The following is a 14,293-nucleotide window of genomic DNA, read 5'->3' as shown; positions in this document are numbered from 1 at the left end:
CAACTGGCGCGGGGGATGTGATGTTCTTACCCTTTTTTGAAAACCTCCGCGCGGCTGGCGTCCCCGTCAGCCCGCGCGAATATTTGGGCTTTCTGGAAGGGCTCGCGGCGGGCCTTTGCACCTATGATCTGGATGGTTTCTACTACTTCGCCCGCGCGGCGATGGTGAAAGATGAGCGTTTTCTAGACCGCTTCGATCAAGCTTTTTCGCAATCTTTCAAAGGGTTGGAGGCCATTCCTCAAGAAGCCATTCTTGATGCGCTTGATCTGCCCGAGGATTGGCTGCGCAAAATGGCCGAAAAGCACCTGTCTGAGGAAGAGAAAGCCCAGATCGAGGCTTTGGGCGGTTTTGAAAAGCTGATGGAGACGCTGCGCGAGCGGCTCAAAGAACAGCAAAAACGCCACCAAGGCGGCAATAAGTGGATTGGCACCGCTGGCACCTCCCCTTTTGGCGCTTATGGCTATAACCCCGAAGGCGTGCGCATCGGCCAAGCCGAAAGCCGCCACCGCCGCGCAGTCAAGGTCTGGGACAAACGCGAATTTCGTGATTTCGATGACCGGGTGGAACTGGGCACCCGCAACATCAAAGTGGCGCTCAAACGGCTGCGGCAATGGGCGCGCCACGGCGCCCATGAAGAACTGGACCTGCCGGGCACAATCCGCGCCTCCGCCGAAGCGGGCTATATCGACGTGAAAACCCGGCCGGAGCGGCATAATGCGGTCAAGGTCGTGCTCTTCCTCGATGTTGGCGGCTCGATGGATGACCATATCGCGCTGGTGGATGAGCTATTCTCCGCCGCGCGGGCCGAGTTCAAACACCTTGAACATTACTACTTCCACAACTGCCTCTATGAGGGCGTCTGGCGCGACAACCACCGCCGCTGGGGCGAGTTACTCCCAACATGGGAGGTGCTGCATCGCTACGGGCCAGATTACAAATGCATCTTTGTCGGCGATGCCTCGATGTCACCTTACGAAATCACCCATGTCGGCGGCGCGAATGAGCATTGGAACCCCGAACCCGGCACGCTTTGGCTGGAACGCGCAATGGAACAATGGCCCGATCACATCTGGCTCAACCCGGTGCCAGAGCGGCACTGGTCCTACACGATGTCGATTGGCATGATTGATCAGATCTTCGCGGGCCGCATGTTCCCGCTGACGCTGGAAGGGATCACCCGCGCGATGAAGGTGCTGGGATGAATGCGTTGCGCAGATTGTGGCGCGAACAACGCGGCGCGCTGATTGCCTTTGTGCTGGCCGCGCTCTTGGCGGCGTTTTTCGGTGGGCGGATTGTGGTGCGCACGCTTTATTGGGCAAACCCCGAACACCAGCACCAAGCGCCAGAGGGTTGGATGACCCCGGGCTATATCGCGCGCAGTTGGCATCTGCCTGTTGAACAGGTGGATGGTGTTTTGGGCATTGAAAACGGGCCCGAGCTTGTGGGCAAAGGCCCGCCCACGCTCGACCGGATTGCCCGCAAGATCAATGTCCCCCTGCCCGATCTGATCGCCCGTCTGGAAACCGGCCTGCCCGCGCTTGTCGCCGCAAAACAGGCGGACCCCGGCTCATGACCGATCTGACCGATTGGTTCTTGGCGGCGCTGCCCCTTTACGGGCCTTGGCTTGTGGGGCTGACCACGCTTCTCAGCTGTTTGGCGCTGCCCGTGCCCTCGTCTTTGATGATGATCGCTGCCGGGGCCTTTGTCGCCTCGGGGGATTTGGCGCTCGCCCCCGTGGCGCTGGCGGCTTTTGGCGGCGCGCTGATGGGCGACCAGATCGGCTATGTCATTGGCCGCAAGGCGGGGCATTTGCTGCCCGCACCGGGCTCGAAACGCGCGGCACTCATCACCGTCGCTTTGGAAAAGCTCGCGCAAAACGGCGCGGTGGCGGTGTTTCTCAGCCGTTGGCTCTTTTCCGCGCTTGGGCCTTGGGTGAACCTTGCTGCGGGCGCTTCGGGCTATGGCCACACGCGCTTTACGCTTGCCGATGTCGCGGGCGAGTTGGTCTGGGTCAGCGCCTATATCGGGCTCGGCATGGTCTTTGGCGCCAATCTTGATGCGGCCGCCGATCTGGCGGGCAACGTGCTTGGCTTGATCACGGCAGGCGCTGTGGCAATTGGGCTGGGGCTTTGGCTCGCCCGCACCCTGCGCCGCCCCGCCAAAGACAGTGATCAGGACCCAGCCCCCGCTACGACGGGGGATTGAACGGCCCGCACCCAACCCCATTTGTGAAACATGGTCCTATTGCTTCGCCTTCTTCCCTTCTTGCTGCTCATCGCGGGCGGCCTTGTGATGTGGCATTTCTCGGCCCGCGCGACGATGCGCAAACTCACAGCCGAGTCGCGCCCGCTTAATGACACGCGTCTTGCGCCCTATCTGGAGCGTCTGCGCACCGCGCTCGGGGTCGAACGGCTCCCGGTCTTTGTCTATGAAATCCCGCAAGTAAACGGGCTTGCAGCCCCCGATGGACGGGTATTCTTGACCGAGGGGTTCATGGAGCTTTATCGCGCGGGCAAGGTCAGCCCGGAGGAACTGACTTCGGTCATCGCGCATGAAATCGGTCATGTTGCGCGCGGCCACGCCAAGCGGCGGATGCTGGATTTCTCGGGCCAAAACCTGCTGCGCGTGCTGCTTGCGGGCGTTTTGGGGCGGTTCATCCCCTTCATTGGCCCGTGGATCGCCAATTTGATCACCGCCGCCGTGGCGGCGAAGCTAAGCCAGAAGGATGAATATGAGGCCGATGAATTCGCCTCCGCCCTTTTGATCAAGGCGGGCGTTGGTGCAGAGCCTCAGCTTAGCCTCTTTGAAAAGCTTGATGCGCTCACCGGCGCGCGCGCGGGCGCCACCCCTGCTTGGCTTCTCTCTCACCCCGCGACCGAGGCACGGATGCGCGCCATTCGCAGCAATGTTGCGCGCTGGAATGGGGCATAAGTCACAGCTTTGGCTTGGCTTTTTTGCTAGCGTGCCGAGATCAAAGCACGCAAGATAGGCCCCAAATGACCCAAGACGTTGCCAAGCGCCGGGTGTTCTACATCCCCGGTTATGACCCGATCCACCCGCGCCGCTACCGCGAGCTTTACCGCAAGGAAGGCCGCGCGCAGGCGCAGATTTCGGGCTATGATCTCACCCTTGCGCCCAAACGCGGCGGCGGCCCCTATGGCTGGCATGTGACCTCCACCCAAGACGGCGCCGCGGTCGAGGCCGATATCGAGGTGCTGATCTGGGCCGATATCGTGCGCGACAGCATGGCCAATTCGATCCCAGCGACGTACGGGCAATTGCTGCGCACCGCTTGGGCCTATATCGCCTCGGGCGCGCTGTTTCGGCTGATGCGGCTGCGCAAAGGCCCGGTGATTGCCGCGCTTTACCCGATTTTTGCGCTGATTTTGCAACTTCTTGTCGCGCTCGGCTTGGGCTTTGGCACCTATGCCGGGCTTGCGGCTTACTTGGGCTGGGCGGTCTCGCTCTTTTCCGTGCCCGGTCTGCTGCCGTTCTTTACCACCGGGGTCTCGGCCCTTGCGGGCTTGGGCGTTGTCTTCGGGCTCTTGCGCTGGTTTCGCAAAAAAGACGGCACCTTTTACGCCTATTACCTGATGCATGATTACGCCTTTACCGCGCGTTGGGGCGGCGCGAACCCGCCCGAACTTGAAGCCCGCATGGCGCAGTTTGGTGAGACCATCGCGCAAGCTTTGCAAGAGGATTGGGACGAGGTTTTGGTCGTCGGCCATTCCTCGGGCGCGCATCTGGCGGTGTCGATCTTGGCCGATCTTATCCGCGCGGGCCGCGTGCCGGCCGATGGCCCCGCGCTTGGGTTTCTCTCGCTCGGCCATGTGGTGCCGATGGTCAGCTACCTGCCCAAAGCGCATCGCCTGCGCGGTGATCTGGCCTATCTTTGCACGCGCGCGGAACTGGCTTGGGTCGATGTCACCGCGCCGGGCGATGGCTGCGCCTTTGCGCTTTGTGATCCGGTGCGCGTCTCGGGCGTGGGGCCTCAGGGGCAGCGCCATCCGCTGGTGCTCTCCGCCGCCTTCACGCAAACGCTCAGCCCCGCGCGCTGGAAGGAACTCCGTTGGCGCTTCTTCCGGCTGCATTTCCAATATCTTTGCGCCTTTGATCGCCCCAAGGCTTACGACTATTTCCGCGTCACCGCCGGATCCAAAACGCTCGCTGCGCGCTTTGCGGGGCTGAGCCACGCCAAAAGCCTGATCACCACAGCGGCCAACAAATTCACCTCGGTGGCATAAAAAAGGGGGCGCTGCCCCCTCTTTGCCCTAAGGGGCAAATTCACCTCAGGGATATTTTAGCAAAGTCGAAGATCAGGTGTCTTTGTCCTTCGACTTTGTCGAAATATCCCGGGGGTGTCCTGCAAGGACGGGGGCAGCGCCCCCTGCCCCGTTACAACCCGTAAATCGCGCTGAATTTCTCTTCGAGATACTCAAGCAGCGGCGCTTCAGAGGGCTCAAACCCGCAGGCATGGGCGATGGTTTCGCGCGGCGGGCGTAGGCCGCCATGCACTTGCAGCTTTTCACGCAGCCAATCCGTGGCGGGTTTTGCCGTGCCTTCGGCCAAGGCCGCGTCGATCCCGTCTACCTCGGACCGCATGGTTTTGTGCAGGCAGCCCGCATAGACATTGCCCAAGCTATAAGTCGGGAAATAGCCAAAGAGACCAACCGACCAATGCACATCTTGCAAGAACCCATGCGAGGGGCGGTCCACCTTCACGCCGAAATCGGCCTCAAAGCGGGTGTTCCACGCCTCTTCCAGATCGGCCACTTCCAGCTTTCCGGTGATCAGCGCGCGCTCCAGATCGAACCGCATCATGATATGCAGGTTGTAGTGCAGCTCATCCGCTTCGGTGCGGATGTAGCCCGGGCTCACCCGGTTCACGCAGGCATGGAAGCTCTCAGCATCGGCTACGCCAAAATCGCCAAAGCCCTCGACCATGCGCTGGTAAAGCCAACCGGTGAAGGCGGCAGAGCGGCCCAGCTGGTTTTCGTAAATCCGGCTTTGGCTTTCATGCACGCCCATCGACACACCACGCCCGAGCGGCGTGAAGGCATAGGCCGGGTCGATACCTTGTTCATAACACGCATGCCCCACCTCATGGATGGTGGAATAGAGGCAATTGAAGGGCTCGCTTTCCACCACGCGGGTGGTGATGCGCACATCACGCCCCGAGCCAGAAGAAAACGGATGCACCGCCAGATCAAGCCGGCCCGCCGTCCAATCATAGCCAAAGGCGGTGGCGCAAATCCGTGCCATGCGCAGTTGCGCAGCTTCTGGGAAGACCTGATCCATCGCTTTCGGTTGGCTGGCAACACCCAGCACCTTTTCCCGCAAGGCGACAATGCGCGGGCGCATCCGGTCAAACATCGCGCCAATTTGACGATGCGTCGCACCGGGTTCGTAATCTTCCATCAGCGCATCATAAAGATCGCCTTCGCTCAGACAGGCCGCCTCTTCGCGCTTCAGCGCCACAACCTGCGCGAGTGTGGGAAGGAAATGTGCCGGGTCTTCGGCGGCGCGCGCCTCGGCCCAGATACCTTGCGAAAGCGAGGTGAGCCGGGCCAGTTCGGTCGCCAGCCGCGCCGGAATGCGGCTCGCCCGGTTGTAGCTGCGCCCCGCAAGGTCAAGCACACGTGCCTCGACCTCGGTTGTGGCCTCAGACCGGGTCACCCAATCTTCAATGCGCGGGTCGGTGCGGCGCGCATGCAGCACCGATTCAAGTGCCGCAATTTCCTCGGCGCGTTGTTCGGTCGCCGCGCGCGGCATGATCGTTTCCTGATCCCAGCCCAAACGCTCCGCCACATAGCTCAGTGCCTCGGTCTCGCGCAGATGCGCGGTTAGTTCGGCATAGGCAGACATCACGACCTCCGGATGGATTGCACGCGCGGGTATCGCGCAAGGAAACGGGCACGGATCACAAAGAGCCACATCAGCACCACAACGCCCAGATGGGCGAGCGCCATTTCAAGCGCATCGCCGCGCAGACGCGTGAGCACGCCCAAAATGGCGGCGAGCGCGAGCCAGATAAAGGCCATCAAAAAGGCCGAGCGCGTCACCCCATGCACCGAGCGGCGCGACCGGACAAAGGCGACAATGCCCAGCACCAAAAGCAGATAGCCCGCGATGCGATGCATGAATTGCACGAGCCCTTGGTTTTCAAGGAAGTTGCGCCACACGGGCTCTAAGCTCAGCGCATCGGCGGGCAAGAAGGCCCCGCCCATCAGCGGCCAATCCATATAAACAGCGCCCGCGCCAAGCGCGGACACAAGCGCCCCCAGTAGCGTTTGCACAAAACCAAGGTGCATCACGCCAGAGGCAAGGCCCGTCAGCCCCGCTTCGCCTTGACGGCGGGCGGAGATCAACTCCGCCTCGCTGCGGCCGAGAAGCAGCGCATACCAAAGCGCAAAACCCGCGATCATCAGCGCCAGCCCCGCGCGCAGCGCCACAAGCACAGGCGCGGTGAGGAGGCTGCGCATTTGCTCAATCTGCGCGGCAGTGAAGGAAGCCGCCACCTGCGTATAGTGCGAAGCCTGCGCGATGTAGGGCGCAAGGGCCGAAGGCGCGGCCTCTGGTGCGGCTTCGGGAGCGGGGTCCGGGGTCGGGCTCGGCGGGGTGGCGGGCAGCATCACCATCGGCGGCATATCGCCCGCCTGCGGCAGAACAGAGACCTGCTCAGTGACAGCATCGCCTTGCAAAGCATTGTCGATATTTACAAAAAACCGATCATCTGACAGGACCGCCACGAGGCACAGCGCGCCAAGACCAAGACTGCGCAGACCCCAACCGCGCGGAAACTTCCGCCCTATGGCCAAGCCCAAAGCGCCCAAGAGCCACACACCCAGCAGAGCGGTGCCGCTATAAACCTGTGCTTCGGCCACAGGCTCGGGCAACGCAACTTGGTCGAGCCCCAGCATCACCAGCGCAAGCAGCACGAGCGTCGCCATCCAAAAGGCCACCGCCCCACGCGCCCCTTTGGGCCGGGCATCGATCATGCCGCCTTTTGGTGTGACGGGCATTTGCTTTGGCGTCTCGACCCCAACCTCTTCGAACAGGGCGCGGTTGGCTTTCTTCGACGGTTTCATCCCCATCGGGCGCTCCTACTTTGATCGTGCGCGAGACTAGGCCCCGCACGCCCAAGGGGCAAGGGGGCAGGCCCGCGCGCCTCCCTTAGGGCAATGGCTCTGCCGCGTCCAGCCGTGCCCAAAGCGCTGACGCACCACCGTTTTTGTCCATCCACATCAGCGTGGCGCAGGCCGCCTCGGCATAAATGTCGCGGTCCTGTCCCGCGAGTGGCCCCCAGATGAAGGGCGAAACCGGCAGGGTCGCGCGGGGCCGCTTCAGGCACCGCTCTGCGCCCTGCCCCGGCCCAAGGTAGCGTGGGTCATTCGACACGATCACCGCGACGCCCTCATCCATCCAAGTGGGCATGCGCCCGCGCAACTGGCCTAAGGCACCCATTCGGGCGTGGGTTTCGGTATGCGTCAGCTCATGGGTCAAAATGGTGAGCGAAAGCCCGCGTGGCGCGAGCCGCACCACCGAAATAGGCCCAAGCGAATAGGTCACCGCCGCCGCCCCGCGCCCTCCAAGGCGGCGGTCGCAGGCATCGCTTTGGCAAGCCAAAATCCGCAAATGCGCCCGCGCGGGGCCAAGCGCCGCTTCAATCTGCCCGCGCGCCTGTGCCACTTCGCGCAAAAGTGCAAGACGTGCATGAAGCGGCATCTCCGCTTCGACAAAGAGTTCGGATGAAACCTGTTCCAACCCATAGCAGCTTGGGCAAAGCGCTCCGCGCAGCGCCGGAAAAAACACCAAAAGCGCAACAGCGCCCAGCCCCGCCCCAAGGGCAAGCGCCAGAATCGCTTTGCGGAAAGATTTTCTCATCCGGGTAGGATGGGCGCGGCTTGGGGCGCAGGCAAGCTTAGTCGCGCCCGCGCATCAGTTGGCGCAGCGCGCCGTGCAGCGTTTGCACATCGGCGCGGGTGAGGCCAAATCGGCTCCACATATTGCGCAGGTTGCGCTTCATCATCGGGGCTTTCGTCTCGGGGAAGAAGAACCCGGCCTGCTCCAGCCGTTCCTCATAATGGTCCCCCAGTTTCTCGATCTCGAGCGCATTGGCGGGTTCAGACCCCGCCAACCCCGGATCAATCGCCGGGGCGTCGCTGCCTTGGCGACCAAATTCGTAGGAAAGCAAAAGCACCGCCTGCGCGAGGTTGAGCGAGTAAAACTCCGGGTTCACCGGCACGGTGATGATCGCATTGGCGCGGATGATCTCATCGTTTTCGAGCCCGGTGCGCTCGGGCCCGAACATCACGCCGACCTTTTGGCCTTGCGCAATCCGTGCCCGCGCCTCGGCCATCGCCGCTTCGGGGGTATAGATCGGCTTGGTCAGTTCGCGCCCCCGAGCGGTGGTGGCAAAGACAAAATCGCAATCCGCAATCGCCTCGGCGGTGGTCGCAAACACCCCCGCATGATCAAGCACCTGCCCCGCCGCGCCCGAGGCCATTGCCACCGCTTTCGGGTTTGGCCAGCCATCGCGCGGCGCAACCAACCGCAACCGGTTAAGCGAAAAGTTCAACATCGCACGGGCCGCGCCGCCGATATTCTCGCCCATCTGGGGCCGGATCAGGATGAAAGTCGGAATCTGCATGCTCATGCCCCCCGATAGCGCCGCGCAAAGCCGCTGGCAAGGCGCGCGCGGCTGCGTTAGAGAAGCACCAAACCAGATGGAGAGCCCCATGGCCGAGGATCGCCCGCAGATCTACCTGCTTACGCCGCCGACATTCGACCTTGATATCTTCCCGCCGCTGTTGTCGCGGGTGTTGGGCGCGCATGAGGTGGCCTGCATCCGCTTGGCGCTCGCCAGCAAGGATGAAGATGCGGTGATGCGCGCAGCCGATGCGGTGCGGGTTGTGGCGCATGAACATGATGTGGCGCTGGTGATTGAAAACCATGTCGCGCTGGTGGATCGCCACGGGCTCGATGGCGTGCATCTGAGCGACGGCGCGCGTTCGGTGCGTGCGGCGCGTAAGGAACTTGGGACCGAGGCGATTGTGGGGGCCTTCTGCGGCGCCTCGAAACACGAGGGCATGACGGCGGGCGAAGCGGGCGCGGATTACGTCTGCTTTGGCCCTGTCGGCGAAACCGGGCTTGGCACCGGCGCGCGGCCCGAGCGGGAGCTTTTTGAGTGGTGGTCGGAAATGATCGAAGTGCCGATTGTTGCCGAAGGCGCGCTGACCGCGGACCTCGTGCGTGCCACCGCGCCCGTGACCGACTTCTTTGCCATCGGCGAAGAGATTTGGAACACCGACAATCCGGTCGGCGCTTTGGGCCAACTCATTGCGGCGATGAGCTGAACGGATGGCAGAGTTCTGGCTTGGCGATAGCAACGGCCCGATGGGTGATGTGGGCGCCTTCATGGCGTCGGAGCTGCGCGTGGATCGCGCCGATCTGCCCGGCCATATCCGCCAATTGGGCGAAGCGCGGGTCTTGGTCGCGGTTACCGGCGCGCCCGGCGCGGGCGAGGTGCAGCTTGCCCGCGAGATTGCCGAAGCTCTGAACAGCAAGCGCCCCGAAAGCGCTGCGCTTTTGCCGCTAGAAGGCTTTGCGGATGATGACGGCGCGCTCGAGAGTGCCGCGCTTTGCCACTATCTTGCGCAGATGCCCGCCGAAGGCCCTGCCCCCGCGCCCTTGCCAGAACGCACACAAGTGGTGCTGGTTGCGGGCCCCCAGCTTTTGCGCACCAGCGCGCCGCTGCGCGACCTTTATCCGCTTTTTGATCTGACGATCCGCCTTGTCACACCGGGCACCAAGCCCGACCCGGACGGCGATCTGCGCGCCGCCGATCTTGTGGTGCTGGCACGCTAAGGGCCGCGGCCCCTGCCCGGCCAGCCCCTGACGCAGCGTTAGCCTTTGGAGCGGGTCAGAGGCGTGATAATCTCGGCCATTCCCCATGAGAGACACCGCGCCATGACACGACACCAGCTTGCCCATTCCTTTAAGGAACATTTCGCCGATGGCGTGATGCATGTGCTGGGCCTTGTCTTTGCCGTGGCGGCTGTTTCGGCGATGATGGTCTGGGCCGCAATGGCGGGTTTGGGGCCGAAAATCTGGCCGCTGATCGTTTATGCGGTGGGCCTCATTGCCTCCTTTGGCTTTTCGGCGGGCTATAACCTCACGCTTTATGCCCCCGCCCGCGCGGTGCTGCGCCGCTTTGACCATGCCGCGATTTATCTTTTGATCGCAGGCACCTACACGCCGATGGCACTGATTGGCCTTGGCGGCGGCTTGGGCATTGCGATGACCGCCACGATCTGGACACTCGCGCTCATTGGTATGGTGATGAAGCTTGGCTTCTTTCACCGCGGTGAGCGGTTCGGCTTTGTGCTGTACCTTGCGATGGGCTGGCTTGGTGTGGTGGCGATTTGGCCACTGTTGCAAGCGCTGCCAGTTGCGGTGCTTATTTTACTGGGCACCGGCGGCGTGATCTACACGCTCGGCACGGTGTTTTACACCCGCAAGAGCCTGCCGTTTTCACGCGCAATCTGGCACGGCCATGTGCTGGCCGCCGCCGCCACGCATTACGCGGCGGTGGTGCTGATCGCGGGGCAGTAAAACCGTTTAAAGCGGGTCGATATCGCCTTCGGCGCGTTGCGCGTGAAACTGCGCGACAAAGGCGCTTAGCGTTCCCGCGGCAATCGCATCGCGCAGCCCCTGCATCAGCTCTTGATAGTAATGCAGGTTGTGCCACGTCAGCAGCATGCCCGAGATCATCTCTTGCGACCGGAACACATGGTGCAGATAGGCACGGCTGTAGTTGCGGCAGGCAGGGCAGGTGCAAGCCTCATCCAGAGGGCGCGGGTCATCTTGGTGGCGCGCGTTTTTGATGTTGATCTGCCCGCGCCGGGTCCAAGCCTGCCCGGTGCGGCCAGAGCGCGAGGGCAACACGCAATCCATCATATCGATGCCGCGCTCGACCGCGCCGACAATATCATCGGGCTTGCCCACGCCCATCAGATAGCGCGGCTTGTCTTCTGGCAGGAAACCGGGCGCGTAATCCAGCACGGAGAACATGGCCTCTTGCCCCTCGCCCACGGCAAGACCGCCCACCGCATAGCCATCAAAACCGATTTGCTTGAGCGCCTCGGCGCTTTCTTCGCGCAGCTCGCGGGTCACCCCGCCTTGCATGATGCCAAAAAGCGCATGGCCGGGGCGATCGCCAAAAGCATCGCGGCTCCGCTGCGCCCACCGCATCGACAATCGCATCGATTTTGCCACCTCGGCATCGGTCGCGGGCAGCGCAGGGCATTCGTCAAACGCCATCACGATGTCAGAGCCCAAAAGCTTTTGGATCTCCATCGAGCGTTCCGGGGTCAGGTGATGTTTGGACCCGTCGATATGGCTCGAAAAGGTCACGCCCTCTTCGGTGAGCTTGCGCAACGAGGCCAAGCTCATCACCTGAAACCCGCCCGAGTCGGTCAGGATCGGGCGCTCCCAATTCATGAATTTGTGCAAGCCGCCAAGCCGCGCGATCCGCTCTGCCGTCGGGCGCAGCATCAGATGGTAGGTGTTGCCCAGCAAGATATCGGCGCCCGTCGCGCGCACGCTTTCGGGCATCATTGCCTTCACCGTTGCGGCCGTGCCCACCGGCATGAACGCGGGGGTGCGGATCTCGCCGCGCGGGGTGGAGATCACGCCCGTGCGGGCGGTGCCATCGGTGGCGGAAAGGGAAAAGCTGAACTGGGTCATCGGGCGCTCCTTCGCGGCGCGTTTAGCAGCGATGCGGGCGCAGGGGAAGGCCGGGTCGCTCTATGGCGCTTGCGGAAACCGCCAAAAACAGAACGCCCCGCATCGGCGGGGCGCTCCAGAAAGCTTCACACAGGAGATCAGGCTGCTTGATAGGTCGTGTCGGCCCGCGAACCCGAGACTTGGAACTGCGCCACCATTGCCTCAAGCCCGCGCGCTTGGTCATTGAGCGTCATGCAAGCGGCGGCGGTTTCTTCAAAGCCGGCGGCATTGTGCTGCTGCGTGCGGTCCAGCTGGCTCATCGCGGTGTTGATCTCGCCAATACCAGAGGCTTGCTCATCGGCTGAGGTCGCAATCTCGCGCACATAGCCCGACATCGTCGCAATCGACTGCACGATCGTATCAAGCGCCTCGCCCGCCCGGCCCACAAGCGCCACGCCGGTATTCACCTGCGTGCCGGAATCGGAGATCAGGGTATTGATCTCATGCGCCGCTTCCGAGGCACGCTGCGCCAGCGCGCGCACTTCGGAGGCCACAACGGCAAAGCCGCGCCCTGCCTCGCCCGCGCGCGCAGCCTCAACACCCGCGTTCAGCGCCAGAAGGTTGGTTTGGAAGGCGATATCATCAATCACATTGATAATACGGGAGATTTTCTCGGACGATTGCTGAATTGCCCCCATTGCGGAGACGGTTTCTTCGACCACTTTGGTGGTGGTTTGCGCCTCTTGGGTGGCCGATTGCATCGCCGTATCCACGCGGCGGGCGTTTTGCGCGGCCATCTGCACCGAGGCGGTAAGTTCGTTCAACGCGGCGGCGGTTTCTTCCAGCGTGGCGGCGGCGGCCTCGGTTTGGCTGGAAAGCCCGTTGGTCGCGCCGGTGATTTCCTGCACGCCGCCCACAATCGCGCTGGTCGCCTCGCCAATCGAGCCGATCAGATCCGACAGATGCGCGACGGTATCGTTGAAGTCGAGCCGCAGCTGGTCATAGCCCTCGGGGAAGCTCTGCGCGATGGCAACGTTCAGATTGCCCGAGGCAAGCCCACGCAGGCCCGAGGCAAGGCTATCCACCACGGCGTTTTGCTCTGCGGCACGCGCGGCGCGTTCGGCCTCGTCGCGGGCGCGGTCAGCCTCTACCGCAGCAGCCAAGGACCGTTCGCGTTCTTCATCTTCCAAACGCCGCGCTTCGCGTTCGGCGCGGAATTTCTCTTCTTCCTCCGCACGACGCTGACGCTCGGCCTCCGCTTCGGCCTCAAGGCGTTTTTGCTCGGCCTCCATCGCGCGCCGCTCAATCAGCCGTAGGCGCAGCATATCGACCGCCCCCGCCATCGCGCCGATTTCATCTTTGCGGTTCAGGCCTTCTACCTCGCTGTCATAATTGCCAATCGCCAAACCATGCACGGTGCAGTGAATTTCGGCCAATGGGCGACGCACCAGGACGGTTGAGGCCCACCAGTTCGACCCGAGCGCCATGAATAAGATCACCAGCGACCCAAGCGAATTGGTCACAACCTCATGGCGCACGGGCGCCGAGAAAACCTCGGCGGGCATATCAAGGATCACCGCCCAAGTGGTGTTCATGCCGTTGATCGCAAAAGGATAAATCATCCGCTTTGCACCGCCGGGCAGGCCCTCAACCACTTGAACCGTCCGCTCCCGAAGGGCGGTTTGCAAGGCCTCTGCCCCCGGCCCTTCATAGGCTTTCGTGCGCAGGGCCGGATCGGGGGTGGCCACCCATTTGCCACTGCCATCGACAAGCAGCATTTTCGAACCTTCAAAGGGCACCATCTGCTCAAGGATATCGGACATTTCCTTGAGCGTGATGTCGACACCGACAAGCCCGACGATCTCTCCATTCGCCCGGACCGGGACAGAAACAGAGGTCAGAATGAAGCCCGCATCGGTCACATAGGGTTCGGTCAACAGGGCCTCCCCAGTGCTGACAGGCCCTTTGAACCACATCTGTGTCTCATTGATATTGAAGGTCGAGAAGCTCAGACCGCCCGTATCGTTCTTCGTCCAATACGGCGAGAAAACGCCCGCAGCATTGCGCCCGGTTTCGCCCGCCAGGAACTGGTCGGTGGGGCCATTCGGCAGCCCAGCCATCCAGGCGGAAAACAGATCATCATATTTCATCGGTAAGGCTTCGAGCATGGTGATCAACCCGTCGGTCGAGGCGTCGCCCGTGGACATATATCCCTCGACCATCCCGGAAAGGGCGCGGCCAGCCGCCGTTGCCACTGCCAGATGCTCTGCCACTTCATTCGAGGCGTTGCGCGCCTTGGTGGTGGCCAATTCGATGACTTGCTCATTGACGCGCTCTGCAGTGCGCCATCCGCTATAGGCGGTGTAACTCAATACGATCACGGCAATTGCGGCGCCGGTGGCAATAATCAACTTGCCCGACACGGTCTTGAAAGGATTTGTCACAGGAGACCTCGCATGACGAAACTGTGGAAAGGCTTCGAGCGGGTCTAACCAGCAATGGGAAAGATCGCGTAAACGGCAGTAAGAAGTGCTGGGATGTGCGCAAAGGTCGCGCTTCAAGCCCC

The 14,293-nt window shown here is 62.5% G+C and carries 14 protein-coding genes; 8 read left to right on the top strand and 6 right to left on the bottom strand.

The genetic code is table 11. From position 1 onward, the window contains the following. Positions 1-20: 20 nt before the first annotated feature. The 5 genes from BW967_RS08240 (at position 21) to BW967_RS08220 (ending at position 4,244) form a co-directional block, all read left to right on the top strand. Positions 21-1,202, top strand: coding sequence for a vWA domain-containing protein (locus tag BW967_RS08240; protein WP_076484589.1), 1,182 nt, complete (start codon positions 21-23; stop codon positions 1,200-1,202). A 5-nt stretch (positions 1,203-1,207) separates the two neighbouring features. Further along, positions 1,208-1,573, top strand: a complete 366-nt coding sequence (locus tag BW967_RS08235) for a hypothetical protein (protein ID WP_139327809.1) — start codon at positions 1,208-1,210, stop codon at positions 1,571-1,573. Continuing rightward, a complete protein-coding gene (locus BW967_RS08230) occupies positions 1,570-2,205 on the top strand; it encodes a DedA family protein (protein WP_083952049.1) in 636 nt (211 codons plus the stop codon). Before BW967_RS08235 ends, BW967_RS08230 begins: the two co-directional genes overlap by 4 nt. 39 nt (positions 2,206-2,244) lie before the next feature. Beyond that, the gene (locus BW967_RS08225) at positions 2,245-2,931 is read left to right on the top strand and encodes a M48 family metallopeptidase (RefSeq protein ID WP_076484788.1); all 687 of its coding nucleotides are present in this window, start codon (positions 2,245-2,247) and stop codon (positions 2,929-2,931) included. 65 nt (positions 2,932-2,996) lie between these two features. After that, a complete protein-coding gene (locus BW967_RS08220) occupies positions 2,997-4,244 on the top strand; it encodes a hypothetical protein (protein ID WP_076484587.1) in 1,248 nt (415 codons plus the stop codon). A gap of 151 nt (positions 4,245-4,395) precedes the next feature. On the opposite strand, the gene BW967_RS08215 is transcribed toward BW967_RS08220, so the two are convergent. The 4 genes from BW967_RS08215 to BW967_RS08200 form a co-directional block, all read right to left on the bottom strand. Then, positions 4,396-5,865, bottom strand: a complete 1,470-nt coding sequence (locus tag BW967_RS08215) for a carboxypeptidase M32 (protein ID WP_076484586.1) — start codon at positions 5,863-5,865, stop codon at positions 4,396-4,398. Next, on the bottom strand, positions 5,865-7,094 hold the full coding sequence (locus BW967_RS08210) for a COX15/CtaA family protein (RefSeq protein WP_076484585.1): 1,230 nt from the start codon (positions 7,092-7,094) through the stop codon (positions 5,865-5,867). Before BW967_RS08210 ends, BW967_RS08215 begins: the two co-directional genes overlap by 1 nt. Positions 7,095-7,173: 79 nt before the next feature. Continuing rightward, on the bottom strand, positions 7,174-7,884 hold the full coding sequence (locus BW967_RS08205) for a hypothetical protein (RefSeq protein ID WP_076484584.1): 711 nt from the start codon (positions 7,882-7,884) through the stop codon (positions 7,174-7,176). Positions 7,885-7,921: 37 nt separating this feature from the next. Beyond that, positions 7,922-8,650: an RNA methyltransferase gene (locus BW967_RS08200; protein WP_373455190.1), complete on the bottom strand. Its 729-nt coding sequence runs from the start codon at positions 8,648-8,650 to the stop codon at positions 7,922-7,924. A gap of 88 nt (positions 8,651-8,738) precedes the next feature. On the opposite strand from BW967_RS08200, the gene BW967_RS08195 reads away from it, so the two are divergent. From BW967_RS08195 to trhA, 3 genes are all read left to right on the top strand, one after another. Further along, entirely contained in the window at positions 8,739-9,356 is a 618-nt protein-coding gene (locus BW967_RS08195; RefSeq protein ID WP_083952047.1) for a thiamine phosphate synthase, read from the top strand. 4 nt (positions 9,357-9,360) lie between these two features. Beyond that, the gene (locus tag BW967_RS08190; protein WP_076484582.1) at positions 9,361-9,867 is read left to right on the top strand and encodes a nucleoside/nucleotide kinase family protein; all 507 of its coding nucleotides are present in this window, start codon (positions 9,361-9,363) and stop codon (positions 9,865-9,867) included. A 102-nt stretch (positions 9,868-9,969) separates the two neighbouring features. Further along, positions 9,970-10,614 carry a PAQR family membrane homeostasis protein TrhA gene (trhA, locus tag BW967_RS08185; protein ID WP_076484581.1) on the top strand — a complete coding sequence of 215 codons (645 nt, stop codon included), beginning with the start codon at positions 9,970-9,972 and terminating at the stop codon, positions 10,612-10,614. Between the two features lie 6 nt (positions 10,615-10,620). Here trhA and tgt read toward each other — a convergent pair whose 3' ends face one another. After that, a complete protein-coding gene (gene tgt / locus BW967_RS08180; protein WP_076484580.1) occupies positions 10,621-11,748 on the bottom strand; it encodes a tRNA guanosine(34) transglycosylase Tgt in 1,128 nt (375 codons plus the stop codon). 137 nt (positions 11,749-11,885) lie between these two features. Next, on the bottom strand, positions 11,886-14,171 hold the full coding sequence (locus BW967_RS08175) for a methyl-accepting chemotaxis protein (protein WP_076484579.1): 2,286 nt from the start codon (positions 14,169-14,171) through the stop codon (positions 11,886-11,888). Positions 14,172-14,293: the final 122 nt, after the last annotated feature.

Source organism: Rhodobacter aestuarii, assembly GCF_900156655.1.
GTDB lineage: Bacteria > Pseudomonadota > Alphaproteobacteria > Rhodobacterales > Rhodobacteraceae > Rhodobacter > Rhodobacter aestuarii.
The sequence above is the reverse complement of the archived record's forward strand: the minus strand, read 5'-3'. Positions and strand labels throughout refer to the sequence as shown.

Coding starts and splice junctions, on each gene's coding strand:
- BW967_RS08240 (WP_076484589.1), top strand. CDS start 21: ATGTTCTTACCCTTTTTTGAAAACCTCCGCGCGGCTGGCGTCCCCGTC.
- BW967_RS08230 (WP_083952049.1), top strand. CDS start 1,570: ATGACCGATCTGACCGATTGGTTCTTGGCGGCGCTGCCCCTTTACGGG.
- BW967_RS08220 (WP_076484587.1), top strand. CDS start 2,997: ATGACCCAAGACGTTGCCAAGCGCCGGGTGTTCTACATCCCCGGTTAT.
- BW967_RS08215 (WP_076484586.1), bottom strand. CDS start 5,865: ATGTCTGCCTATGCCGAACTAACCGCGCATCTGCGCGAGACCGAGGCA.
- BW967_RS08210 (WP_076484585.1), bottom strand. CDS start 7,094: ATGGGGATGAAACCGTCGAAGAAAGCCAACCGCGCCCTGTTCGAAGAG.
- BW967_RS08205 (WP_076484584.1), bottom strand. CDS start 7,884: ATGAGAAAATCTTTCCGCAAAGCGATTCTGGCGCTTGCCCTTGGGGCG.
- BW967_RS08200 (WP_373455190.1), bottom strand. CDS start 8,650: ATGCAGATTCCGACTTTCATCCTGATCCGGCCCCAGATGGGCGAGAAT.
- BW967_RS08195 (WP_083952047.1), top strand. CDS start 8,739: ATGGCCGAGGATCGCCCGCAGATCTACCTGCTTACGCCGCCGACATTC.
- BW967_RS08190 (WP_076484582.1), top strand. CDS start 9,361: ATGGCAGAGTTCTGGCTTGGCGATAGCAACGGCCCGATGGGTGATGTG.
- trhA (WP_076484581.1), top strand. CDS start 9,970: ATGACACGACACCAGCTTGCCCATTCCTTTAAGGAACATTTCGCCGAT.
- tgt (WP_076484580.1), bottom strand. CDS start 11,748: ATGACCCAGTTCAGCTTTTCCCTTTCCGCCACCGATGGCACCGCCCGC.